Origin of the sequence: Affinundibacterium nitidum, from assembly GCF_014284155.1 — a bacterium.
Lineage (GTDB): Bacteria > Pseudomonadota > Gammaproteobacteria > Burkholderiales > Burkholderiaceae_D > Undibacterium > Undibacterium nitidum.
On the sequence record NZ_JACOFZ010000005.1, the window covers coordinates 154,290 to 179,077 of the forward strand.

Consider the following 24,788-nt stretch of genomic DNA (forward strand, 5'->3'; position numbering starts at 1 on the left):
AATACCATGCGTTATTTCATTCTCAGCGTCATGCTAGTAACGAGTGCCATGGTGACCGACGCCTTTGCGCAAAAGCCCGCAGCAGATCTGATCATACACAATGCAAAGGTGTGGACGGTCGATGCAAATAAGCCCCAGGCGCAAGCTGTAGCCGTCTTGCACAATCGGATAGTTGCCGTCGGCTCAGAGAACAAGGTCATGGCTTGGCGCGGCAAGCATACTTCGGTAATCGATGCCAAAGGAAGACGTTTGCTGCCTGGCTTCAACGATGCGCATGTCCATTTCGCCGATGGTGGTAACTCGCTTTCAGAAGTCGATTTAAAAGATGCCTCTTCACCGCAGGAATTTGCAAAGCGAATCGCCTCACATGCGGCCAAGATGCCCGAGGGCGAGTGGATTTTGGGCGGAAATTGGGACGACCAAGCGTTCACACAACCACAACTGCCCACGCGGCAAATGATTGATGCACTTACCGCTAATCGTCCTGTATTTGTCACCCGCTATGATGGGCATATGGCGGTGGCAAATTCTGTGGTTTTGAAACTTGCAGGTATCGATCGCAATACGCCTGATATACCCGGTGGCGAGATCGTGCGCGACAAAGATGGTAATCCCACCGGTTTATTGCGCGATGCTGCAATGGATTATGTGTTTAAAGTGATCCCTGAACCGAGCAAAGAGAAACGCTTGCACACGATCAAAGCCGGTTTGCAGTACGCACTGACCCAAGGTGTGACGAGTCTGCAAGATATGAACCCACTCTTAAGTGATATCGCAATTTATGCAGCGCTTGCAGAGCGCGGCGAGCTTAGTTCGCGTATGTATGTGGCTCCGATGTTGGAGTATGTTGATGAGGTGGCGAAGCTCGGTATTCGACGTGGCTTTGGTAGCGACTTTTTGCGCATGGGTGCCTTTAAAACTTATGCAGATGGATCACTGGGCTCAAGTACTGCTTATTTCGAACAAGCCTATACCGATACCCCTGAGACGCGCGGTATGTTGTCAGCCGAAATGCTCAATCAGCAGCAAATGCGTGAACGCTTAATGAAAGCAGATGCAGCGGGTAACCAACTTTGTATTCATGCGATTGGCGATGCTGGTATTTCGGCGACACTCGATCTCATTGAAGAGATGCAGCGATTGCACGGACCGCGTGATCGCCGTTTGCGTATCGAACACGCGCAACACTTGGCCGCCAAAGATTTCGCACGCTTTGCAGCACTCAATGTGATTGCTTCGGTGCAGCCTTATCATGCGATTGATGATGGCCGATTTGTTGATCAACGCATAGGCAGTGATCGCGCGAGTCGTACTTATGCTTTTCGCAGCCTTCTACAGCACGGCGTGAAGTTGGCGATTGGTACCGATTGGACGGTCGCACCTTTAGATCCGCTCGCAACGATACATGCCGCAGTGAGCCGCGCCACGCTCGACGGCAAGCATCCGCAAGGTTGGTACCCAGAACAAAAGCTGAGCGTCGCGGAAGTGGTGTACGGCTATACCATGGGCTCTGCTTATGCCGAGTTTCAGGAGCAGAATAAGGGGAGTATCAGCGTTGGAAAATGGGCAGATATGGTGTTGCTATCCGAAGACATTTTTCAGATCAAAGCAGAACGTATCAAGGATGTGAGGGTTGACATGACGATAGTCGGAGGAAAGCTGGTATTTGATCGGTTTAAACCAAACACCGCGCGTCAAAAGTAATTGAACTTTGGCAGGCATGAAAGAGAGAACATGCCGCCAATTTTTATCAACGATTAATGATGATGGCCATGCTCGCCATGAACGTGGCGATGTGCGACTTCTTCATGTGTTGCAGGACGTACTTCTAAGACACTCAAACCCACTTTCAAGGTTTTACCTGCGAGTGGATGATTACCATCTAACATCACTTGGTCGCCCTTGATCTTCAGTACGGTGTAGACAGTTTCTTCACCTTGATCGTTCACGCCTTGCATCGCACCGCCAACTTTTACACCTGGTGGGAAATCTTTTTTGGAAATCGTACGCAGCAAGCTCTCGTCACGTACACCGAATGCGTCTTCGGGTGGCAAAGTTAAACTTGCTTTGAAGCCCGCTGCTTGGCCTTGCAAGGCTTCTTCAATTTTCGGTAGCAAGTTGTCGTAGCCGCCATGTAAATAGGCCACAGGCGTTTTGCCATCTTCCAACACTTTGCCAGTGCTTTCACTCACAGTCAGGCGCAAGGTAACGACGGTATCTTTATCAATAATCATGATGCAATTCTCTATGGACAATTAAAAACTGTAGCATGATAGCGGAAATTAGCGGAAATGCGCATTTTGCCCTAGCACAGCGGGTTTTGTAGAGGGTGCCGTGGGTAGTGATTATTTGAGTTTGCTGGCTTTGAGCTCGCCGGGATGCATACTAAAGTCAAAGCTAAAACGTGATTTGAGGTGTGCATCTGCAGAGAGTTGGTCTTGCCTGATGCTCGTGATCAGAATAATCAGGTGATCCTTCACGTGATCTTTGCCAAAGCGAATCGGTCGATCTAGTTTTGCCCACACCATGATTTGCTTAGCTTGCCGTTCTATTTTTTCGCTGATGAAATTGCTGTCACCGAAACTACCGCTGATGATTGACTTCTCTCTGATAGTGAGTCTGATAGGAATACGCCCGGGTATTTGTTGATACTGCGTTTCGTATGGGCGCCATTCGCCCAGCCATTGCCCTTGCAGCTCGGCGCGCTCTAGATCCTGTGCCATCGTCGAACCACAATACAAAGCACTTATAAAGAGAAGCAGCACGGATGCAGAACATAGCACTAATAAGCGCATGAAGGTCTTACGTGATCGTTTTGATTTAGGCATGGACTCATCTCACAGAAATTCGTTGCCAAATAAGCGTTATCACTGCTTGTATCAAACTATCCTGCGCAATTGAGATGTGCTTAACTAGGATAGAAGTTGGGAATTGTAAGAATGATGTCTCCTACGAAGTTTGATTAACTTCAAAGCTTTGGATAAAAGCCCGGGTTTTGTTGGCCGGAAATCACATCAATGAATAGCAAATTCTCGATCAGGCATATTAAAAAAACATGCCTTTCCATTTTTAAGCGGCACCGAGGCCTGTTGTAAAAAATCCGTTTAACACTTGTTTATTGTGCCACTCCATACGATGGCCGGAGAAAAGTGTTGACATGCGGTAACTCCATTGGCAAAGTTGATTGATATGGGGTGCACTCGCCTAGAGTAGAAAGCGACTGGTGCAGCTCTTCACAAAGTGGGTGGGTGATTGAAGAATTTGCTGCAACTATTCAAGCGTGGTGTCGTCGCCCTAAGCCTGTTTGGCTTAGTGTCGACAGTCGCTTGTGCGCCAGTATTTGCAGGCACCACTTCAGAACTGCGTTTTCAACGTATGTCGGCTCTTGGCGCTGATCAGCTGTCGACGCTTTCCCTTCTGCAAGATCGACAAGGCTTCATTTGGATTGGTACCAATAATGCTGGTTTGTACCGATTTGATGGTTACCACAGTGAGAAATATCAAAGTGTGGCTAATCAAGCGACAACACTACCTCACGACCGAATCTCAGCGCTGTATGAAGATAGTGATGGACGGATCTGGGCCGGCACACAAAATGGACTGGCACGCTTCAACCCGGAAACGAATGATTTTACCCGCTTTATTTTGGACTCCGGTCCGAGCAATCAACGCATCATCAAAGCCATCTCCTCCGATGGCAAGTCTGGCCTGTGGTTAGCCACTTGGGGCGGGCTACAACATTTCGATACGATCAGTGGAAAGTTCACCCTTTTTGCGCATGACGCAACACGTCCAGACAGTTTAGGAAAGAACGATTTAAATGCGATTGCCGTCGATAAGCAAGGTGGCGTTTGGGCAGGAACATGGCCGGCGGGGATAGACTATTTGCGGCCTGGTTCGCAGAGCTTTCAACACTTTCGTGTAGACGACGAAAGCGCGCCTGATTCGAAATTGAATATCGTACGTTCAATCTTGCTCGACGACCAAGATAACCTTTGGATGGGTACTGAGAACGGCGTGGTGCGGTGGAATACCAAGAGTGATTGGAGTACACGTCAAAGGCTTGATACCCCATCGAGTCGAGTCAATGCCTTATACACAGATAGAAATGGCGTGCTGTGGGCGGCGACTTTGTCAGCAGGTTTGCTGCGCTGGGATGAGAAACAACAGCGCTTTACCCAATTTGTAAAACAGGCGATTGACCCCTATAGCTTACCTTCAGACGATGTGCGGGCCATCTTGCATGATCGTGGCGGCATGCTATGGGTGGCCACTTTGACCGATGGTATCGCACTGACTAACTTAAACAGTCGAGGATTTAAGCGAGTAATTCCTTTTGATGCAGACGCTAACAACCCACGGCCGAACAACTCGTTACTGAGGGTCATCGGTAGGGGAGATGGAAAACTTTGGTTGAGCAGCAATAGCGGTGTTGCATTATTCGATCCGATGACTGGTGAAGTCCTAAAGCAATATCGTGCAGATAAAAAACGCAAGGGTAGTTTAAGTAATGATCTCGCTTATAGCTTGTATCAAGAAAAAAATGGACCCCTATGGGTCGGCACTTCAGTTGGCCTCAATCGTCTAGATGCTGCCAAAGACCAATTTTCTTTAATTCAGTTCGGTAGTATCGCGGATGACTATATCAATGTGATCGCACCTGGCGAGGAAGGCGTGTTATGGCTTGGTACTGGTGATAGCCTCATCCGCTACGACCTAGGCTCAAACAATTTCCGAAAATTTACACCAGACCCCAAAGACCCTGATAGCCGAAGCGCGAAAGGCACTACGGTTATTTTGCGAGATAAGAAGGGGCATTTGTGGGCCGGTGCCGAATGGGTTGGTGGTGGACTCGACATGCTCGATGTCAGCACAGGAAAGTTTAGGCACTTTAAGCATAATCCTAATGATGAATCGAGCATCAGTGCCGATAACGTATCTTCACTCTATGAGGATGCCAAAGGGCGTTTATGGGTCGGCACGATTAACGGACTCAATCAAATTCAGATAGCGGCGGACGGCGTGGTTCGTTTCAAACGTTTTAATGGAAGTAATAGCATCGGTGCTGCTAAAGTTGTCGCCATCGAAAGTGATCAGCAAGGCAAGCTGTGGTTGAGCACGGTCGATGGTTTGATACGCTTTGATCCTGAAACTGAAATCGTCGATCGTTATACGGTAAGCGATGGTTTGTCCGATAATTTTGCAGGTCCATCACATCGCAGCGCGGAGGGTATTTTGTACTTTGGGGGCACCAAGGGGATGACTGCAGTGTATCCTGATCGCGTAAGCCGCATCACAGTTCCACCGCAAATCGCGATTACGGATATTAGCGTCTTCAATCGCTCGCTCAAAAATGGCAAAGCGCCGCAAGGTGTCGTGTTAAATGGATCGGTAACAGCGCCAAAGTCCTTGAGTATTTCGCAGCAAGAATCGGTGTTCTCGATGGAGTTCGCCGCACTTCACTTTACCAACCCTGGACAAAATCGTTATGCGTATCGCCTAGCGGGATTTGATCGTGATTGGGTGGAAGTTGATGCGGATCATAGAAACGCTACTTACACGAATCTTAACCCTGGCGAATATACTTTCCAAATCAAAGCAACCAATGACTTGGGTATTTGGAGTGACCATATTTCTAGCTTGAATATTTCAATTCCTCCTCGTTACTGGCAAACAGTATGGTTCAAGTGGTTGTTATTTTTCGCAGTCAGCGGATTATTGTTTGCCATCTATCGATGGCGCGTAGGTCACTTAACACGTGACCAAGCCAGACTCGAATCTTTGGTTGCCGTTCGATTGCAGGAATTAGTGGCGCAACAGCAGCTCAATCGTGACAATGCTGAACGTATGCAAGCCATTCTGCAAAATGCGGCTGACGCGATCTTAACGACTGATAAAAACTGGGTTATCGAATCGTGTAATCGCGCGGGGCTCGAGATTTTTGCGTGGACGGCAGAGGGGATGAAAGGCAAGGTGTTCACTAAACTCTGTGTGGATAATTTGAGTGAACGATTGGCGCAAGGTATTGCCGCACCGGATTTTATCGAGAAAGGCCATACTGAAATGGAAGTGCAGTTGATGCGAGCTGATGGTAGCCCATTCATTGCAGAGCTCTCTCTCAGTGGCTTTGCTGACGCAGGTCAACGCAAGTTTATTTTGATTGTGCGTGATGTTACCGAACAGCGGCGTGTGGAAAAACTCAAAACACAATTCGTTTCTACGGTGAGTCATGAATTACGCACCCCATTAACTGCAATTCGGGGTGGCCTCGGTTTGATGGTCGGCGGTGCCACGGGCGAGCTACCTGCCGCGGCAGCGAAGCTTGGGCAAATTGCACTGAATAATGCGGAGCGTTTGGCGCGGTTAATCAATGATCTGCTCGATATGCAAAAAATTGAAGCGAACATGATGGACTTTAATTATCAGACGGTGCCGGCTTCCCAGCTACTGAGCGACGTGATCGAATCTAATCAGCCTTTTGCGCAAAAATTGGGCGTCCATTTGGCTTTAGAAAATGGGGTGGCAGATTGCGCGATTCGTGTCGATGTCGATCGTTTTGCACAAGTCATGGCGAATTTAATGTCGAACGCATGTAAATACTCGCCTAAAGGTGAGAGCGTTATCCTGCGAGCGAGCCATCCCACCCAGAGCGCACTGCTGATCGAAGTTGTCGACCATGGACCTGGTATTCCACTTGATTTTAGTGAACGGATTTTCCAAAAATTCTCACAGGCTGATGCCTCAGATACGCGTGCAAAAGACGGCACAGGCCTCGGACTAGCAATTGCAAAAGAGATGGTGGAAAAAATGGAAGGTAAGATTGGTTTTTACGGCAATCCGCTTGGTGGCACAATTTTCTTTGTCGAATTTCCTGTGCAAAAATAGCTAGTGTGTTTCAGTTCATCGGTTATTGAGGTCGCATTACATTCCACCGTGATACCGTTCCCACTGCAAAACATATTCCTGCGATCAGCCAAACAAATGAGGCGGTAATATCAAAAGCACTCAGGCGTTCTGGAATTTTGATTAACAGCGGAACAATCAAAGCACCTCTTACAATACATATCAAAGAAATAGTGCACAAGGCACAACGCGACAAAGGAATGCGCTTGGTGAGCCCGGCACCTGCACAAGCATATACACCGCACAAGAACATCAAACCGCCAACGCCCGCTGCCCCAGCGGGTGCTTGCCATGTCTGTGCTTTGGCCGATGTGACCACCCATTGCGGCGAAGTAAGGAACATGTACCAATCGACGCCTACGAACGGTGCGATCCAGTGGATGATGGCGCCGAAAAAGGAAATGCCAGCGGCAATTAGAAAACAAATTTTTTCAAATTTCATCGGATAGGTCGGGGCAAAATGAATTTGACGTCACGTGAGTCAGGTAGCTCGCTTCGATTCCATCCCTGATTCGCGTAGAAGCGGTCGGCACGTGTGCCTGCAGCTGTACTCAGTTGTACTTGCTTAGCTCCTTGAGAAAATAGCCACTCACAAGCGAACTTGAGTAATCGTTTCCCAGCACCCAAGCCTTCATGTTCTGGCGATACGAATAAGGCCCAGATGGAATGATCAGCGAGCGCAGCGTAAGAAAATCCTATGATCTTGCCTTGATATTCGCAGACCCAAGCGCGGCCTGCATGGTGCAGGTAGTCGTGATACATCTCTATCGTCACTTTGCTTGGGTCACGTAAGATGTTTTCTCGCACAGAGCGTCGAATCACGGACATGGCAGGAATGTCCGCATCGATCGCTAGACGATACTGTAATTGAGGAAGAGAAGTCATCGCAATCTAAGCCCGTAATTTGAGCCTGTAAATTAAGTCGGTATTGTAAGCTGCTTATCAGGCAAATAACGATGTGTTCCATGGCTAGTTCTGTTAGTCATCGACAGCCTTGAAAGTAAAATTTGTGATGGATTTCTGTATAGACCGCTTTTTGCGTACTATTTTCTCTTCGCTAGAATTTCTCTTTCTATCATCCAAAAATGCGCTGCCGTCCAACTAAAGTTACCTGGGCCCTGACCTCGCCCATTTAAAGGGTGGTAGTTTTCTCTGAGGGGCGCATCACTTGTAACGCCTTCTGCTTGACGGATTAATTGCTTTGCCATCTTTTGGGCGAGTAGGCGTTGGCCATAGACTTGCATGCCTTTCAAAGCAAAATAGGCTTGATCAATCCAGACCCGTCCGCGCCAATAACTCTGCGGATGAAATGCGGGATTGTCGACCGCAGCTGTGGGGAAGGGTAATTGAGTGCTGAATTTCTTTTTATTCGTGAGATTTTTAATGACTTGCTTTGCTTTGTCTTGGTCAGCAGCGCCTGACCACAGCATGATGAAGGCTTCACTGGCCATTCCGCGTTGGCGCAGTAAGCCACCATCTGCACATGCATTTGGATTTGCCTGTTGGGTCTTGATTTGTCTATCGTAGTAAAAGCCAGATTGCGCATCGTAAAAGCACTGGTTTAGGCGTTGCTTTAATCGTTTTGCTTGATGACGCCAGTCATGTGCTTCTTCACTGAGATGCAGTGCTTGTGCGATCTTGGCGAGATAGAGTTTGTCAGCATACATGAAGGCATTCAAATCGACCGATTCTTGGTTCATGGAATACCCGATCAATTGTTGTGCTTGGTTCTTGTTTTCAAAGAAATCGACTTGCCAGTCTTTGCGTGCCAGTTTCAGGTCACCTTTGTAAGCGCCATTTGCATAGACTTGTAACTGATCGGTTTCGATAAAACCAAAGCGCGCAGCATTGTCCATGCCTGATTCATATCCCGTTCCTTCTTGTGCTGGTGCGAACACCTCTAAGCCCTGTGCTTGAGCTTCTTGATATCGGCTCATGCCGTAACAAGTGAGAGCGTTATCGCTGTTTTTCTCGCATTCTTTTTGCCAAGCTGGATCTTTTGTGCGTAGGATGAATTTCAATTCCCCTTGCTGATTATTGTGCTCGGGATGATTGGTAGCACCGAATTCCACTAGGCCATTGCGATTGACATCGCGATTGCGATACCACCAGGCGTGAAAAGCTTTCAACTTTGGGTATATTTCGCGCAGCCACTGTAGATCTTTATCTTGGCGATATATCTTCCAGCTAGCCCAAGCGGCGAGTGGAGGCTTGGTATTGCGTTCGTTCCAGTTGTAGCCATCTCCACCTCGCAAGGGATCTCGGTTGTAGCAAACATCGTCGATCACCATGCCATGATCGAAAGGTCGTAGCGCATCATCTTCCTGAATTTGAGTCGCGAACATCGCACGTATTTGATCTTTTGCGAGGGCCGGATTGATCTCACTTAAGGCATACGCGTGTTTGTAGCTATCCCATCCCCACATGCAGTTGAACCAGCGCGACGTAGTCGACGGCACCACACCTTCGTAGCGTATGGCACCGGCTGCATGTCGCCAGTTGCCTAGGAGCGTCGTCTTCACCTTTCTCTGTAAGCGGGTGGTGGCGTTCTCGCGCGGTTGGCGTGAATCGTTGTCTGCCTTGTTCCAGTGTTGCTCTGGATGTGTCATCAGCGTATCGGCACTGTTCTGCGCTGCCACAAGATCTTGATCATCCAGAGCATAGTGGTGTCCGGTATATGTCGTTAAGTTCGCGTGTGGTTTGATAGAAAACATCTTGCTACGGCTGACATAAGCAAGGTCATTTATCTCGGTTTGTGTTGGCGTTGATCGTGTAATCCAATATTTTCCTGTGCCAGAAAACATAAGGTCAGTAGGCGAACGTAAACGCCCTAGTGTGATGGTGAGGCTGTTTTCCGTTGACGCTAGACTGCGCTGCCAATCAGGAAACTTTGTCGCGATATCCGACACGTAAGTCGACTTCGCAGCCTGCGCGCTAGCTTTGGTTTGCCAACGCGACAGTAATTCGCCATGCCATCGCAACTCGATCAACTTTGCATGGCTACTATGATTGACTAACCTTGTTTCGACCACGGCGCTATGTGCGGAAAGAAAGCGCAAGCTGAGTCGCAATTCGAGATCAGGCCAGATTAAAGTCTGCGTTAATGCATCATCCTTTTCTAAGTATTGCCATCTCGCTTTGTGTTTGTCATAGGCCTGTTTGCGTTGCATGTCGATGACGTCGAGGGTTTCTAATGCCGTCGCCAAAAATACAGCATATTCTTCGGCGACCAACATGGGCCCATTGAAGCCACCGCGTTTGTCGACAGTATCGGGAAGTAGAAAACCATGCCAACTGCCTTGGGCGAACAATGGGTTGTAGCGCTGATTGCCGTAAGCATCGAAATCTTGCATCGCTTGCGGCGAACCGAAGCGATTGATCGTCATGTGAGATGTTGGGTCACCGTGTTTTTGCGCGGCATATAGCGGCGCTGTGGTGAATGTGAGTACGCTTAGTAAGCCGCAGACGAAAGCGGCAGTGGCAACAGCGCTCAGTCGAGATGACGAGATCGAAAAAAACAAATTGAAATGAAGCATACCTGACTTTGATTAAATATATTAAGCAAAGTGTAAAACAGATATGCGGAAGTTTCGAGAAGTTTCTCGGCGCAATTAGGATGTTTCAGCGCAATTGTCTTGCGCATGGAATGCACAAATTCCGGCATTCCATGGCCAACTCGGGGCGCTAGGCAGTGATCAACGACGTGCAGCGTTAACAAAGGCAGCTGCATTGCGCTGGCGGGCCTCGGCGGCCACCTCTTTAGGAACGACGGTTTTTCCAATTGGAGCGATGGCAATGCCAGCTAGCTTCAGGTGCTGAATGGCAAACGGTATGCCGATAATTGTAATGGCACAGGAGACGGCAGCCATCACGTGCCCGATTGCTAGCCAAATTCCAGCAAAGATAAACCAAATAATATTACCTACTGTGCCCGCGCCACTGGTACCAATATCTTCTACCTGAGATAGTTCTTTGCGATCAATGGCTTCTTGTCCAAAAGGGAAAAATGAAAAATTCCCGATGACAAAACAAGCGCGTCCCCAAGGGATGCCGATGATGCTAAGGAACGCGATGCAACCGACTAGCCACCAGCCAAGTCCCATGACAATGCCGCCAAAACAAAACCAAATTAGATTACCAATTGCACTCATTACTTTTCCTTAGTTATTTGATTCAAGAACTGAAATTTAATCTTTACTGTGTGATGCGAAATATGCTTTTCCTTTTTTTGAAAATGCAAGGGCATATCCCCACCAAAGCATTAACAAGGGGGAGACAAAAAAGCGACCGAGTAGAGCACCTGCTCGCTCCGCATTATTGACATAGTAGGACGTGTCGGGTCGGAGCATAATGAAAGCGATGAGTAAAAACAGCAACAGCAAACTTACCCACTTACTCCAAGTTGCACGACGATATAGTGCGATGGCTGTGGCGACAAAACTGAAAATGAGGGCGATATCCAAAGCCAGTGCCAGCAATATCTTCCATACTTCTTCATAGTTCTGATGAGCATTGACCAAATCAAGCAACATGCGAATCGCAGATATGCCAAAAAGGCCAACGAACATAAACATAAACACTTGCATTAGCCATACGCTAATTGGACGCTTCGGTGTTGCGCTCTCGCCTATGGAAACATTACCTGAACCGAGTTTGCTCGATGCAGCATAGGGATTGTGTTTCTCAAGAGGTGAGCTAGGCATAGGTGATGCATGTTCATGAAATAAAGTATCGGGAACATAGCATTATCATGTAAAAAATACAAATGAATCTGTGTTCTTAATGAGAGAAATATCGTTAGCTTGCTCAGCTTAGTCTTGAAAAGAGGTAGTAGTGATTATCACCTTCATCGATAAACTGAGATTGCAATTTCAAGCCTACATCACGACACAGAGAGAGATAAACATCTGCACCCAAGGATCTCGCCGCTGCGCCAGTGAGTACATCCTGCCATTGGTGTATTTGAGTAGGGGCCGTAAATAGAAATTGACCACCGGGCGCAAGGTGGTTTGCTACTTTACGTATTAATTGTGCCTGCGCGGCTTCGTTTAAAAGAAACATTAAGCCGATTGCAATGACTGCATCAAATTCGCGGTTGAAGAAAGTAGAGTTGTCGACAGACTCGCACTTGGCCTGCGCTTGGGGTAGGTTTTTGCGAAAGGCTTTGACTAAGGTTTCTGAGGTATCGATACCAGTCATCTTAAAACCAGATCTTGCAAGTGCTATGGCTATCGGCTTGCCTGAGCCGCAGCCGAGGTCGAGAATATTTGCTCCAGGCGGTAATGTTTTCGACCAGTTCAATATGGTAGATGTGCCAATATCAGAACGTTCTCGAAGTACCATGAATTCCTTAGCGTGCGCTTCATAGTCACTGATAATTGGGGGCGAACTTGTCTTCATTTCGAGTGTTGGTGATTATAGTGGCACTGAAAAGCGGGTGCTCGATAAACGAGTTTAACGCAGATAAATCGAATAAATCCAAGATGCTTCAACGACTCTCAACTCAGGAGCAAATCATTTTACATAGCGATGTGGGTGCTTCGCATAGTCTTCCTTGCGAAGTCGAAAAATAATTCGGTCGCTGTGCTTCTGTTTTTCCGATGGGTCTGCAAGCGCGCCTAGTTTGAGTACTGCTTGCTGTGAACGAAAGTTGCGATCGCCAACCACAAACATTACTGAGTCAATGAACTGAAAAGCATGTCGCAGCATCAGATATTTGAGCTCTGCGTTGTAGCGCCCGCCCCAATAGTCACGTCCCAAAAAAGTGTAGCCAATTTCAATTTCGCTTAGGTGCTCGGAATAGGCACAGTAACGAGAGGAGCCAATGATCTGTCCAGATGAGTTGTCGTTTATAAGGAAAGCGCCACCCGATGCTATACCTTCATCAAAAAATTTTCTAAACACAGACTCTTGATACCGATCACGGGCAGGATGTTGTTCCCAGATTAGCGGATCAGATGCGACATCATAGAGTCGATCGAAGTCCTCAGATTGCAGCGGCCGTAGCGTAATCAGTTCACCAGTGAGAATAGGTTGTAGCTGGAACATGGCAAGTCGGAGAATTATGTTTGTAAAAGGAAGGTATCAACGTATTAGTCAAGAATAGCATCACTGCGCGCGATAGGTGATGCCTTCGAACGAAAAAAATTCGCTTCTTAGGCGTTTGTTTCTTGGCTCACTTGGTCATTTATGCAGAGGTATTGTAGGCGCCCAGTAGTACGACGTGACGCCGAATACTCACCTGATTTGTTTGTGCTCATTCGCGGCAGGGGAGGTCTTTGCTAGATCTAAGTATGTGCTTAGAGCTTGATTGTTGCAATCTCAGAAAAGAGATCAATGGAGATCTGGGGAGCGAGCGCTCCCCAGAGTAAAGCAATTACTTGTGACTGATCACAGAACACTGTCTTAATTCGCAAGTTGCCATTAAAACGCGACCATCGGTGCACTGTACTTTGTAAAGTTCGCGTACACCTTTGGGGCTGACTAAGCCTGCACCCTTTGTCGTGCCGCATGATCTTTCTTTTGCCAAGCGTTCAACTGAATGTGAAGAAACACCAATTTGGAATTCGATCAATTGAAGCGTGCTCTTATCCGTTGAGGGCGCTGGTGCAGTCGTCACATTGACTACTTTAGGTTCTGTAACGAAGTTTGCCACTGGCGCTGGAGCTGGAGCTGCAGCCACTGGAGCAGCAACAGGGGCAGCAACAGGGGCAGCAACAGGAGCAGTAATAGGAGCAGTAATAGGAGCAGTAATAGGAGCAGTAATAGGAGCAGTAACAGGAGCAGCAACAGGAGCAGCAACAGGAGCAGCAACAGGAGCAGCAACAGGAGCAGCAACAGGAGCAGCAACAGGAGCAGTCGTGATAGGTGTAGTTGCCAATGTCGTTGCAGCTACTGGTTTTGTAGTGGTAGATGCTGTAGGGTTTTGCAGAGATCCGTCTTTGCTCTGTTGAGCTTCGGCGGCATTTGGGGAAGTTAAAGACTCTTGAGACCCAGAGTCTGTTGGCATTGTCGTACTTGGTGGTTTGCTCGTACATTTACCAGGTGCTGCCATTTCCAATGCGATAATATCTTTTTTGCCTTGCTCTTCAGATACTCGCTCCAAGTTGGCTCCCCAAACAAATACGCCAATTTTCATGTATTGTCGGTAGTAGTAATTCTTGTTGCTCTCAAGTGTCGTTTCGAGAACATTTGCTGAAAACTCTGATTCAGTTGCAAGTTGATATTTTTTTCCTCCAGGAACTTGCTGATAAAAGAATACGTCTGGAGCGGATTCGCCAATGCACTTACCATCGATCCACAGATCTTTTTTAAGCAGCTTTGCAGCAAAACTGTTCCTGTAAATATAGAGGCCCGCGTTCCCTGGTGAGGGAGCGTTAAATTCTTTTGCTTTCGCTGAATCTTGTTTTGATGCCATATTGACTGAAGCGCATCCGGACAAGATTAATGCGGTAAGCAGGGTGGTGGATGTGATGAATTTCATCTATTACCTCAATTCGAGTTTTAAATTTTCAAAATCGGATTCGCATGGCGAACCTTGTTTAACTAGCTTCTTGTTTCGAGCTTCGGGTTTTTACGAACCGAAATTCTTCTGGCTCATCCTTAGAGTTGTTCAACTTGTGTTCTAAAAATAGGCGCAAATTTATTCGCTGGCATACTTTTATAACCGAAGTTGATCTTGGGAGCAAAAATCCTCGGTGGACTATGTCAAGGCCACTAACTAAAGGGTCAATTTTACGACAAGGCATTCATAGACGAGTGCTTTTTTTAGGTATGTAGCAGGTAAGTGTCGCCTTTTTCGTCTAGATCGTCAGGAAAATCATTGAATCTAGAATTTCAATTTAATGGTCGGTTTACAGTTTCTTTTGATTTGTTCGCCAAATTCATGAAAGTCAGCCCTGCTCTATTTTTCTTCTTATTTTTTGATTTTGGTGAGCCCTATTCAGGGGGGGGGGGCTCTAAGTCTGAGTGTTGCGGGCGACTTTTCCGAAGGTGAGATTTGCCTACTGGTTTGCACCCCAAAAACCGAATCGAAGATATAGGTTGTAAGATTAATTTCGATGTAATTTGTTTAATTTTTTGCTTTTCGACTGGGTTGAAGGCGTGAAACTCTCTCCAGTCTGGATCGTAGCTTGCTTTGAGAGATGCTTTTATTGACGCCATTTGATCTAGCGGATGAATGCCACTTTTGTCCTGTATCTCTAATTTATTAGCGCTCTTTTTTACCCTTGTCATAGAACCCTGGTAGGACTCAATAAAATTACACTGTCCCCTTTAAATAATGCGGTAAAACAAGACCACTTTTTATAAACTCTGACCCTAATTTTTCTTGTTGTTTTTCCTGTTGCGCTGCACTATTCTTGAGCCCAAGTTTGATTTTTCATTGTCTGTTTGCGAGTTTTCAAAACTTTATTTGGGAGTTCTCGCAAAACATCAGTAGGTACTTCGGTATCACGCAAAGTAGGGGAATGCTATGCACGCACAAGGTTTATACGATCCAAGTAATGAAAAAGACGCCTGCGGTGTCGGTTTTGTTGCTCACATTAAAGGCAAGAAGTCTCACGCCATCGTTGAACAAGGTCTGTTAATTCTGAAGAATCTCGATCACCGTGGTGCGGTTGGTGCCGATGCGTTGATGGGTGATGGTGCGGGTGTCTTGATCCAAATCCCTGACCAGTACTACCGCGAAGAAATGGCAAAGCAAGGAGTGGAATTGCCACCTCCAGGTGAATACGGCGTGGGTATGATCTTTTTGCCGAAGGAACGCGCTTCCCGTTTGGCTTGTGAACAAGAGATCGAACGCGCAGTACGTGCGGAAGGTCAAGTGGTGTTGGGCTGGCGCGATGTGCCAGTCGATCGCGAAATGCCAATGTCGCCAACGGTACGTGAAAAAGAGCCAGTGATTCGTCAGATCTTTATCGGTCGCGGCCCAGACATCATGGTCACCGATGCTTTGGAACGCAAACTCTACGTGATTCGTAAATCAGCCGTGCATGCGATTGAGGCTTTGCATCTCTTGCATGGCAAAGAATATTTTGTACCGTCGATGTCGGCGCGCACTATCGTCTACAAAGGTTTGCTGCTCGCGGATCAGGTTGGCGTCTACTACAAAGACTTGCAGGATGAGCGTTGCGTCTCGGCCTTGGCCTTGGTACATCAACGCTTCTCAACTAATACGTTCCCAGAATGGCCGTTGGCACACCCGTATCGCATGATTGCGCATAACGGCGAGATCAACACGGTGAAAGGTAACTTCAACTGGATGCGTGCACGCGAAGGTGTGATGAAGTCTGCGGTGCTCGGTGATGATCTGCAAAAACTGTATCCGCTGATTTTTGAAGGCCAATCTGATACAGCAAGTTTCGACAATGCGCTCGAACTCTTGGTGATGGCAGGTTACCCAATCGCACAGGCGATGATGATGATGATTCCAGAAGCCTGGGAAAATCACACGATGATGGATGATAACCGTCGTGCCTTCTATGAATATCACGCCGCGATGATGGAGCCATGGGATGGCCCAGCAGCGATGGCATTTACCGATGGTCGCCAAATCGGCGGCACTTTGGATCGCAATGGTTTGCGTCCAGCACGTTACATCATTACTGATGATGACTTGGTCGTGATGGCATCTGAATCTGGTGTGTTGCCAATTCCAGAGGCACGTATTATCAAGAAATGGCGTCTGCAACCAGGCAAGATGTTTTTGATTGACCTTGAAGCAGGTCGCATCATCGACGACAAAGAAATCAAAGATACCTATTCCAATGCAAAGCCATACAAGCAATGGATTAATTCTGTCCGTATTAAACTCAACTCACTTAAAGGTGAAGAAGACAATATGCCAGAAGCTGCTTCCTTGTTGGATCGCCAGCAAGCCTTTGGTTACACGCAAGAAGATATTAAATTCTTGATGGAACCAATGGCACTGTCAGGTGAAGAAGCGATCGGTTCTATGGGTAACGATGCTTCCTTGGCTGTGATGTCAAACAAATTGAAGCCGCTGTATAACTATTTCAAACAGTTATTCGCGCAAGTGACGAATCCACCGATTGACCCAATCCGTGAAGCGATGGTGATGTCCTTGGTTTCCTTCATTGGCCCAAAACCGAATCTGCTCGATACCAACAACATCAATCCACCAATGCGTTTGGAAGTATCGCAACCAGTATTGGATTTTGCAGATATCGCGAAGTTGCGCAATATCAGTGCAAACACAGGTGGCAAATTCAAATCCTACGAACTCGATATTTGCTATCCAGTGGCTTGGGGTAAAGATGGTATCGAAGCACGCTTAGCTTCGATCTGTGCAGAAGTTGTCGATGCGGTGAAATCCGGTCATAACATCATGATCATCACTGATCGTAAAATGGATGCGAACTTTGTCGCGATCCCAGCTCTGTTGGCGACATCGACTGTGCATCAACATTTGGTCAGCAAGGGTTTGCGTACAACCACAGGCTTGGTCGTTGAAACTGGCTCTGCGCGTGAAACGCATCACTTCGCGTTGCTGGCAGGCTATGGTGCGGAAGCCGTTCATCCCTATTTGGCAATGCATACGCTGGCAGATATGGCCAACAAACTCAAAGATGTGGACGCAGAAAAAGCGATCTACAACTACACCAAAGCAATTGGCAAGGGTCTGCATAAAGTTATGTCGAAAATGGGTATTTCGACATACATGTCTTACTGTGGTGCACAGATTTTCGAAGCTGTTGGTTTGAATAAGTCATTAGTCGATAAGTACTTTAAAGGCACGCCATCTAACGTCGAAGGTATCGGTGTATTTGAAGTTGCAGAAGAAGCTTTGCGCTTGCACAAAGCAGCGTTCGGCGCAGATCCTGTATTGGCCAATGCTCTCGATGCTGGTGGTGAATATGCTTTCCGTATCCGTGGTGAAGACCATATGTGGACACCTGAGTCGATCGCTAAACTGCAGCACTCGACGCGTACGAATAACTTTAATACGTATAAAGAATACGCCCAGCAAATCAATGACCAGTCAAAGCGTCACATGACATTGCGCGGCTTGTTCGAATTTAAGATTGACCCAAGCAAAGCGATTTCCCTCGATCAAGTTGAACCCGCTAAAGAAATCGTGAAACGCTTTGCAACGGGTGCGATGTCGATGGGCTCCATTAGTACCGAAGCGCATGCGACTTTGGCGGTAGCGATGAATCGCATTGGCGGCAAGTCCAATACGGGTGAAGGTGGCGAAGATCCAGCCCGCTACACACAAGAGTTGAAAGGCATCCCAATCAAGCAAGGTGCGACCATGGCTTCGGTCATTGGTAAAGACCAAATCGAAGTCGATATTCCTTTGCAAGAAGGCGATTCTTTGCGCTCACGTATTAAACAAGTGGCGTCCGGTCGCTTCGGTGTGACAGCAGAATATCTGAGTTCGGCAGATCAAATTCAGATCAAGATGGCGCAAGGTGCGAAGCCAGGTGAGGGTGGTCAGTTGCCAGGCCATAAGGTTTCCGAATACATCGCGAAATTGCGTTTCTCAGTACCAGGCGTAGGTTTGATCTCTCCACCACCACACCATGATATTTATTCAATCGAAGATTTGGCACAGTTGATTCATGACTTGAAAAACGTCAACCCTCGTGCATCGATCTCGGTGAAGCTGGTGTCGGAAGTGGGCGTGGGAACAATTGCGGCTGGTGTGACGAAAGCGAAGTCTGATCATATCGTGATCGCTGGTCATGATGGTGGTACTGGTGCATCGCCATTATCTTCGATCAAGCATGCTGGTACGCCATGGGAACTCGGCTTGTCCGAAGCACAGCAAACTTTGGTATTGAATGGTTTGCGCGGACGTGTTCGTGTACAAGCAGACGGACAAATGAAAACTGGCCGTGACGTCGTGATTGCAGCGATGTTAGGTGCTGATGAAATCGGTTTTGCGACTGCGCCGTTGGTGGTCGAAGGTTGCATCATGATGCGTAAGTGCCATTTGAATACGTGCCCAGTCGGCGTGGCGACACAAGATCCAGAATTGCGTAAGAAGTTTTCTGGCAAACCTGAGCATGTCGTAAATTATTTCTTCTTCGTCGCTGAAGAAGCACGTCAAATCATGGCGCAATTGGGTATCCGCACGTACGACGAATTGATTGGTCGTGTTGATCTCTTGGATAAATCCAAAGCGATCACGCATTGGAAAGCAAAGGGCTTGGATTTCAGCAGAATTTTCCACCAAGTAGAAGCGGGAGCAGAGGTAGCGATTCGTCACGTTGATGTTCAAGATCATGGCTTGGATAAAGCACTTGATAACAAACTGATTGCACAAGCCAAATTGGCTTTGGAAACAGGAGAAAAAGTATCCTTCATCCAGCCTATCAAGAATTTGAATCGTACCGTTGGTGCGATGTTGTCGGGTGAAGTGGCGAAGCGTTACGGTCATGCAGGTTTGCCAGACGACACGATCCATATTCAGCTGCAAGGTACGGCTGGTCAATCTGCAGGTGCTTTCTTGGCGCGCGGTGTCACTTTGGATTTGGTTGGTGAAGGCAACGATTACGTTGGCAAAGGCTTGTCGGGCGGCCGCATCATTATTCGTCCTAATACGGAATTCCGTGGTTGGGCTGTCGATAACATCATCTGCGGTAATACGGTGTTATATGGTGCGATTGCAGGTGAAGCCTTCATTAACGGTGTCGCTGGCGAACGTTTCGCGGTGCGTAACTCGGGTGCTTTGGCTGTGATCGAAGGTACTGGTGACCATGGTTGTGAATACATGACAGGTGGTACGGTTGTTGTACTCGGCGCCACAGGCCGTAACTTTGCAGCAGGTATGTCAGGTGGTATCGCTTATGTCTATGACCCCGATGGTGAATTCGCTGCGAAATGCAATTTGGCGATGGTGAGTTTGGAATCAGTCTTGGCTGGTGACGAGCAAGAGAAAACCATCGATAAAGCCCAGTGGCATGCGAAAACGCGTGGCGCTGAACGTGAAACCGATGAAGCGATTTTGCGTAATGCGATTGAACGTCATTTTAAACATACAGGTAGCACTCGATCACGTAATTTGCTGGATGATTGGGCGCGTAGCCGTGCGAAATTTGTGAAGGTATTCCCACATGAATACAAACGTGCTTTAGGTGAAATGTACGTTACGGAACAAGCGGCAGCGAAATTGGAAAAAGCAGCTTAACAAGGAAGCTGCAGAGGCGCAGAGAAGTTGAAAAATTGTTGAAAATTTTTCTGCGATTCACATAGATTTTAGGGCCCAGGGCCCATCAAAATATTTGAGGTTTTATCATGGGAAAAGTAACCGGTTTTATGGAATACCAGCGCTTGCAAGAAGCGAGCGAAGCACCTAAAACACGTCTCAAGCATTACAAAGAGTTCTTGATGCATTTGGATGATGGTCAAGCCAAAATCCAAGCAGCACGCTGTATGGATTGTGGCATCCCATTCTGTAACAATGGCTGCCCAGTTAATAACATCATCCCAGACTGGAATGACCTCACTTACAATGGCAATTATCAGCAAGCCTTGGAAGTGCTGCATTCGACCAATAATTTTCCTGAATTTACTGGACGTATCTGCCCTGCACCGTGCGAATCTGCATGTACCTTAGGGATTAACGAACTACCAGTTGGCATTAAGTCGATTGAGCATTTCATCATCGACAAAGGCTGGGAAAACGGTTGGGTAAAACCTCAAATCGCTGAACATAAAACGGGAAAGAAAGTCGCGATTGTTGGTTCTGGTCCAGCGGGTTTGGCGGCAGCGCAACAATTGGCGCGCGCTGGTCACGATGTCACCGTATTTGAGAAGAATGATCGTGTCGGCGGATTGCTGCGTTATGGCATCCCTGATTTCAAAATGGAGAAATCGCATATCGATCGCCGCGTTGAACAGATGCAGGCGGAAGGCGTGACTTTCCGCACAGGTGTTTTGGTCGGCAAAGATTTTCCAAGCAATATCACGAACTGGTCAAAAGAGACAGTTTCTCCCGACGAGTTGAAAAAAGAATTTGATGCCGTGATCGTCGCAGGTGGCGCAGAAGTACCGCGTGATTTGCCGGTGCCTGGTCGCGAGCTCAAAGGTGTGCACTTCGCAATGGAATTCTTGCCAGTGCAAAATAAGGTGAATGCAGGAGACAAATATAAAGACCAAATCATGGCGAGCGGTAAGCATGTCGTCGTGATCGGTGGCGGCGATACAGGTTCAGATTGTGTGGGAACGTCGAATCGCCATGGCGCCAAATCAGTCGCTCAATTTGAACTGATGCCTCAACCACCAGAGCAAGAGAATAAGCCCTTGGTTTGGCCATACTGGCCAACGAAGCTGCGCACATCGTCTTCGCATGAAGAAGGTTGTGATCGTGATTGGGCAGTTGCCACAAAACGCCTAGAAGGCAAGGGCGGTAAAGTAGAAAAGCTGATCGCCTGCCGCGTAGAATGGAAAGACGGCAAGATGAGCGAAGTGCCAGATTCTGAATTTGAAATGAAGGCAGATTTGGTGCTGTTAGCAATGGGTTTTGTATCGCCAGTCGGCCAAGTGCTTGATGCTTTTGGTGTAGATAAAGACGCACGCGAAAATGCACGTGCAAGTACCGAAGGCGAAGGCTGTTACAAGACGAATGTCGATAAAGTGTTCGCAGCAGGCGACATGCGTCGCGGACAATCATTGGTGGTATGGGCTATTCGCGAAGGCCGCCAATGTGCGCGTGAGGTCGATGCCTTCTTGATGGGCGAATCCGTTCTTCCACGCTAAGCAAGTGAAGTTTCCGTAGTTTGTGTAGCACCCTGTAGTAAACTTAAGGTTGCCCTCCAATGCATCTATGCCTAGATGTTTGGAGGGTTTTTTTATGCCTCTGGATTCTGACTATCGATAGACGCTGCTGAATACATGACATCAGTACGAAGAACGTATTTGATACCACTATGAACATTCGCTCCTTGATGAACAAGCCGGTGTGGAAATATTACAGCAGTGCCAAGCCGGGTCGCGACTTTTCCCCATCGAAACTCAGTCTCCCCGCCTGTGAATTCGTCGTTCAGGTAAATTAAGAATGTAAGTAGGCTACGTTCCTTGTCACTCCGTACGACGTGACCGTCTCTGTGCCATTTGAAGTATTGTCCTGCCCCGTATCGATAGAAACGAAGTCGATGATTCAGCCCGATTAAGCTCTCACCACCCAATTGTGGCGGTAGTACCATTTTTGCTTTATGAAACAGTTGTTCCGCTAGCTTGCTATCTTCAATGTTTACACGATCATTGTTTCGAATGTCCTCCATCAATAGAGGTCCATTGCGTGGGTGTTGAACACTAGCCTGATGAAAACCACAGCGCTCGCTGAATTTAATATAGGATCGACACTCGTTTTCGCTTAGAAAATCGTGAATCACGAATGCCGATTCTTGTAGGTGTTCTATCTTCATGATTCATATAAAGTGTTGATTCAGGAATGCCTCTAAGGTGATTGGCGCGACATGTGACTCCCATAGATCAGTTTATCTTGCTCGCTAAAACAGCAAAAAACGACCTCGGTGAGTGAAGTGGTTTCTTCTGCAAACGCCAACACCGTTTCAATCGCGATAGAACTTGCGAGTTCTATAGGGAAGCGATAAACACCGGTGCTAATCGCTGGAAAAGCAATGGATTTTAGATTCAGTTCTGTTGCGATCTGAAGTGAATTCCGATAGCAGTCGGCAAGTAGTTCGGCTTCTTGACGATTTCCACCATGCCAGATTGGACCGACGGTGTGAATCACATAAGCAGCCGGTAGATTAAAGCCAGCCGTGTATTTCGCCTCGCCCGTCTTGCATCCATGTAGGGCTCTGCATGCTTCGAGCAATTGTTTTCCCGCCGCTTTGTGAATTGCACCATCCACACCACCACCACCCAGCAGTGATGAATTCGCCGCATTGACGATGGCATCGACTGATAACTTTGTGATGTCAGATTTGATGATAGTGATTTTCATGATTACTTTCTTTGCTTATTTGCGCGCTGGTGTCGTTTTGCATTCTGATCGGTGAAATAGCGCTAACGCCATTTGTTCTATGTCTTCTCTTAATGAAATTTGCGATCTCCATTCAATTGGTATGGCTCCAAAACCGTAATTTGCTCCAGCTATTTGCCCTGTGACAGCTGCGGTGGTGTCTGCATCGTCGCCTAGATTTACTGCTTTCAGAACCGCGTCGCTATATGATTCAGTCGTGAAGAAACACCAAAGCGCTGCTTCAAGGGAATCGACGCAATATCCAGAACCGCGAATTTGTGAGCGGGTCTTCGTTTGGAAGTCGCCTCTTTTTATGGATTTTACTTTTTCCATACTTGGATCGAACTTGAGCTGATGAAGCAATTTGTCTTTTTCTATGCCGTCGAAGATATGAAAGAGGACGTCTCCAAGTAGCTGACAGCATTCAATTGCTTCTGTTGCCCCATGGGTCGTTCGAGAGCTAATTGAAGCGTTTCGCATAGCATCGGCATGATTCGGGTAGCTGAACATAATTACTGGAGCAAGACGCATTATCGAACCATTTCCAGCAGTATTCTCAGCAATAGATCCGCAAAATGGTTCGCCAGTATGGGCAAATCTCGCGATCGCATCGCGGACGGTATGTCCTATGTCAAAGCATTCCCCGGTCGAGCTCAAATAGCCCCATTCATACCAGTTTCGATATCGATTTAGTTGGTCAATTGGGTCGCAACTATCCTTGGTCAATAGACTCTCCGCTAGACATAGTGCCATGGATGTGTCATCCGTCCATTGTCCAGCTTTTAGGCTGAATGGCCCTCCACCATGCATTCCTGTAACTTCAGTAAAGGAATCTCTTGGAGAAAATTCGACTGTTGTGCCTATCGCGTCGCCACAGGCTAAGCCGATTAACGCGCCTTTAAACCGATCGGCCATGTTTATTTTTGAATGTTCCATTTTCGAAGTGAGTCGCTCTTTTGATATGTGTTCATGCAAGCATACATATGTTCGTTGTAATTCGCAACTAAGTTCGTTGAACTTTTGCACTATCTTAGTTGTAAAATTGCACCAATAGACATTCGCGCTTACAATACTCGCTTCAACTAAGGAGTTTGCCATGCTGAATAAAGCGCAGTCTGAGAAAGAATTTTTGAAGAATTACAATATTCATGACTACGATATTCCATTAACGAGTGTAGATCTTGTGATTTTTACGATTCGTGAACAGTGCTTGCATGTACTGTTGGTGAAGCGCGGCGATTTTCCGTTTAAAGGAGAGTGGAGTCTGCCAGGCGGTTTTATTGATGTGCATAAAGACAAGGATCTTGATGCTACGGCGTTGCGTAAATTGCGCGAGAAAACCGGCGTTCGGGTGCCGTATCTGGAGCAGCTGCAAGGTTTTGGCTCTCGTACTCGTGATCCTCGTGGCTGGTCGACGACCTTTGTGTATTTCTCCCTCATCGCTTCCGATCAAATTGAACTCGCACACGGCGGTACGGCCGACGCTGCGCAGTGGTTTCCGATTAATGCCGAATCGCGCTTACCGAAGCTGGCGTTTGATCATGCGGAAATTTTTCAAGTTGCATTGCAACGTTTATATAACAAAGTCGAATATAGCTCTTTAGCTGCACATTTGTTGCCAACTGAATTCACGCTTACCGACTTACAGCAGGTTTATCAAATTGTGCTGGGGCGACAAATTGATAAGAGCGCGTTTCGTAAGCGCATTAAAGAGGGAAACTTCTTGGATGAACTTGAAGGGCAATTTCGCTATGGCAGCAATCGCCCTGCTCAGCTCTATAGGATTAAAGAAGGCAGTGGTCTTGTGTATTACAGTCGCACTCTCAGCAATGAATAGCCAGCTCAAAAAAACATGAATACTTAGTTGCGTTTTTACACTAAGTATCCTACAATGCTTTTACAGTCACACATTCAGCTGAATTCTGAA

At 47.3% G+C, this 24,788-nt stretch carries 18 protein-coding genes; 5 read left to right on the plus strand and 13 right to left on the minus strand.

The features are described 5' to 3' along the window. Window positions 1-6 precede the first annotated feature (6 nt). On the plus strand, window positions 7-1,704 hold the full coding sequence (locus H8K36_RS13715; protein WP_222611225.1) for an amidohydrolase: 1,698 nt from the start codon (window positions 7-9) through the stop codon (window positions 1,702-1,704). Window positions 1,705-1,757: 53 nt separating this feature from the next. Here H8K36_RS13715 and H8K36_RS13720 read toward each other — a convergent pair whose 3' ends face one another. Then, the gene (locus H8K36_RS13720) at window positions 1,758-2,234 is read right to left on the minus strand and encodes an FKBP-type peptidyl-prolyl cis-trans isomerase (protein ID WP_186917058.1); all 477 of its coding nucleotides are present in this window, start codon (window positions 2,232-2,234) and stop codon (window positions 1,758-1,760) included. A gap of 111 nt (window positions 2,235-2,345) precedes the next feature. Then, complete coding sequence (locus tag H8K36_RS13725) at window positions 2,346-2,828, minus strand: hypothetical protein (RefSeq protein ID WP_186917059.1); 483 nt, start codon at window positions 2,826-2,828, stop codon at window positions 2,346-2,348. A 424-nt stretch (window positions 2,829-3,252) separates the two neighbouring features. Here H8K36_RS13725 and H8K36_RS13730 point away from each other — a divergent pair, with 424 nt between their 5' ends. Continuing rightward, complete coding sequence (locus H8K36_RS13730) at window positions 3,253-6,885, plus strand: two-component regulator propeller domain-containing protein (RefSeq protein WP_186917060.1); 3,633 nt, start codon at window positions 3,253-3,255, stop codon at window positions 6,883-6,885. A gap of 22 nt (window positions 6,886-6,907) precedes the next feature. Here H8K36_RS13730 and H8K36_RS13735 read toward each other — a convergent pair whose 3' ends face one another. The 8 genes from H8K36_RS13735 to H8K36_RS19390 all read right to left on the minus strand — a co-directional run bounded on the left by H8K36_RS13735 (window position 6,908) and on the right by H8K36_RS19390 (window position 14,386). After that, complete coding sequence (locus H8K36_RS13735; protein WP_186917061.1) at window positions 6,908-7,345, minus strand: hypothetical protein; 438 nt, start codon at window positions 7,343-7,345, stop codon at window positions 6,908-6,910. After that, window positions 7,342-7,788: a GNAT family N-acetyltransferase gene (locus H8K36_RS13740; protein WP_230404635.1), complete on the minus strand. Its 447-nt coding sequence runs from the start codon at window positions 7,786-7,788 to the stop codon at window positions 7,342-7,344. The genes H8K36_RS13735 and H8K36_RS13740 overlap by 4 nt, the downstream gene beginning before the upstream one ends. Before the next feature lie 158 nt (window positions 7,789-7,946). Further along, complete coding sequence (gene ygjK / locus H8K36_RS13745; RefSeq protein ID WP_186917062.1) at window positions 7,947-10,439, minus strand: alpha-glucosidase; 2,493 nt, start codon at window positions 10,437-10,439, stop codon at window positions 7,947-7,949. Window positions 10,440-10,598: 159 nt separating this feature from the next. Then, window positions 10,599-11,054: a YccF domain-containing protein gene (locus H8K36_RS13750; RefSeq protein ID WP_186917063.1), complete on the minus strand. Its 456-nt coding sequence runs from the start codon at window positions 11,052-11,054 to the stop codon at window positions 10,599-10,601. A gap of 36 nt (window positions 11,055-11,090) precedes the next feature. Continuing rightward, window positions 11,091-11,606, minus strand: coding sequence for a hypothetical protein (locus H8K36_RS13755; RefSeq protein WP_186917064.1), 516 nt, complete (start codon window positions 11,604-11,606; stop codon window positions 11,091-11,093). Window positions 11,607-11,709: 103 nt separating this feature from the next. Continuing rightward, window positions 11,710-12,303 (minus strand): class I SAM-dependent methyltransferase, encoded by a 594-nt coding sequence (locus H8K36_RS13760; protein WP_186917065.1) that lies wholly within the window; start codon window positions 12,301-12,303, stop codon window positions 11,710-11,712. Window positions 12,304-12,417: 114 nt separating this feature from the next. Then, window positions 12,418-12,951, minus strand: coding sequence for a GNAT family N-acetyltransferase (locus H8K36_RS13765; protein WP_186917066.1), 534 nt, complete (start codon window positions 12,949-12,951; stop codon window positions 12,418-12,420). 328 nt (window positions 12,952-13,279) lie between these two features. Next, complete coding sequence (locus tag H8K36_RS19390) at window positions 13,280-14,386, minus strand: DUF2846 domain-containing protein (protein WP_230404639.1); 1,107 nt, start codon at window positions 14,384-14,386, stop codon at window positions 13,280-13,282. Window positions 14,387-15,376: 990 nt separating this feature from the next. On the opposite strand from H8K36_RS19390, the gene H8K36_RS13775 reads away from it, so the two are divergent. Next, window positions 15,377-20,059 carry a glutamate synthase-related protein gene (locus H8K36_RS13775; RefSeq protein WP_186917067.1) on the plus strand — a complete coding sequence of 1,561 codons (4,683 nt, stop codon included), beginning with the start codon at window positions 15,377-15,379 and terminating at the stop codon, window positions 20,057-20,059. 107 nt (window positions 20,060-20,166) lie between these two features. Beyond that, the gene (locus tag H8K36_RS13780; RefSeq protein ID WP_186917068.1) at window positions 20,167-21,630 is read left to right on the plus strand and encodes a glutamate synthase subunit beta; all 1,464 of its coding nucleotides are present in this window, start codon (window positions 20,167-20,169) and stop codon (window positions 21,628-21,630) included. A gap of 92 nt (window positions 21,631-21,722) precedes the next feature. On the opposite strand, the gene H8K36_RS13785 is transcribed toward H8K36_RS13780, so the two are convergent. The 3 genes from H8K36_RS13785 to H8K36_RS13795 form a co-directional block, all read right to left on the minus strand. Further along, entirely contained in the window at window positions 21,723-22,154 is a 432-nt protein-coding gene (locus tag H8K36_RS13785) for a 2OG-Fe(II) oxygenase (protein WP_222611226.1), read from the minus strand. A 176-nt stretch (window positions 22,155-22,330) separates the two neighbouring features. After that, a complete protein-coding gene (locus tag H8K36_RS13790; RefSeq protein WP_186917070.1) occupies window positions 22,331-22,843 on the minus strand; it encodes an O-acetyl-ADP-ribose deacetylase in 513 nt (170 codons plus the stop codon). A gap of 15 nt (window positions 22,844-22,858) precedes the next feature. Next, window positions 22,859-23,797, minus strand: a complete 939-nt coding sequence (locus tag H8K36_RS13795; RefSeq protein ID WP_186917071.1) for an ADP-ribosylglycohydrolase family protein — start codon at window positions 23,795-23,797, stop codon at window positions 22,859-22,861. 160 nt (window positions 23,798-23,957) lie between these two features. On the opposite strand from H8K36_RS13795, the gene H8K36_RS13800 reads away from it, so the two are divergent. Next, a complete protein-coding gene (locus tag H8K36_RS13800; RefSeq protein ID WP_186917072.1) occupies window positions 23,958-24,698 on the plus strand; it encodes an NUDIX hydrolase in 741 nt (246 codons plus the stop codon). Window positions 24,699-24,788 lie beyond the last annotated feature (90 nt).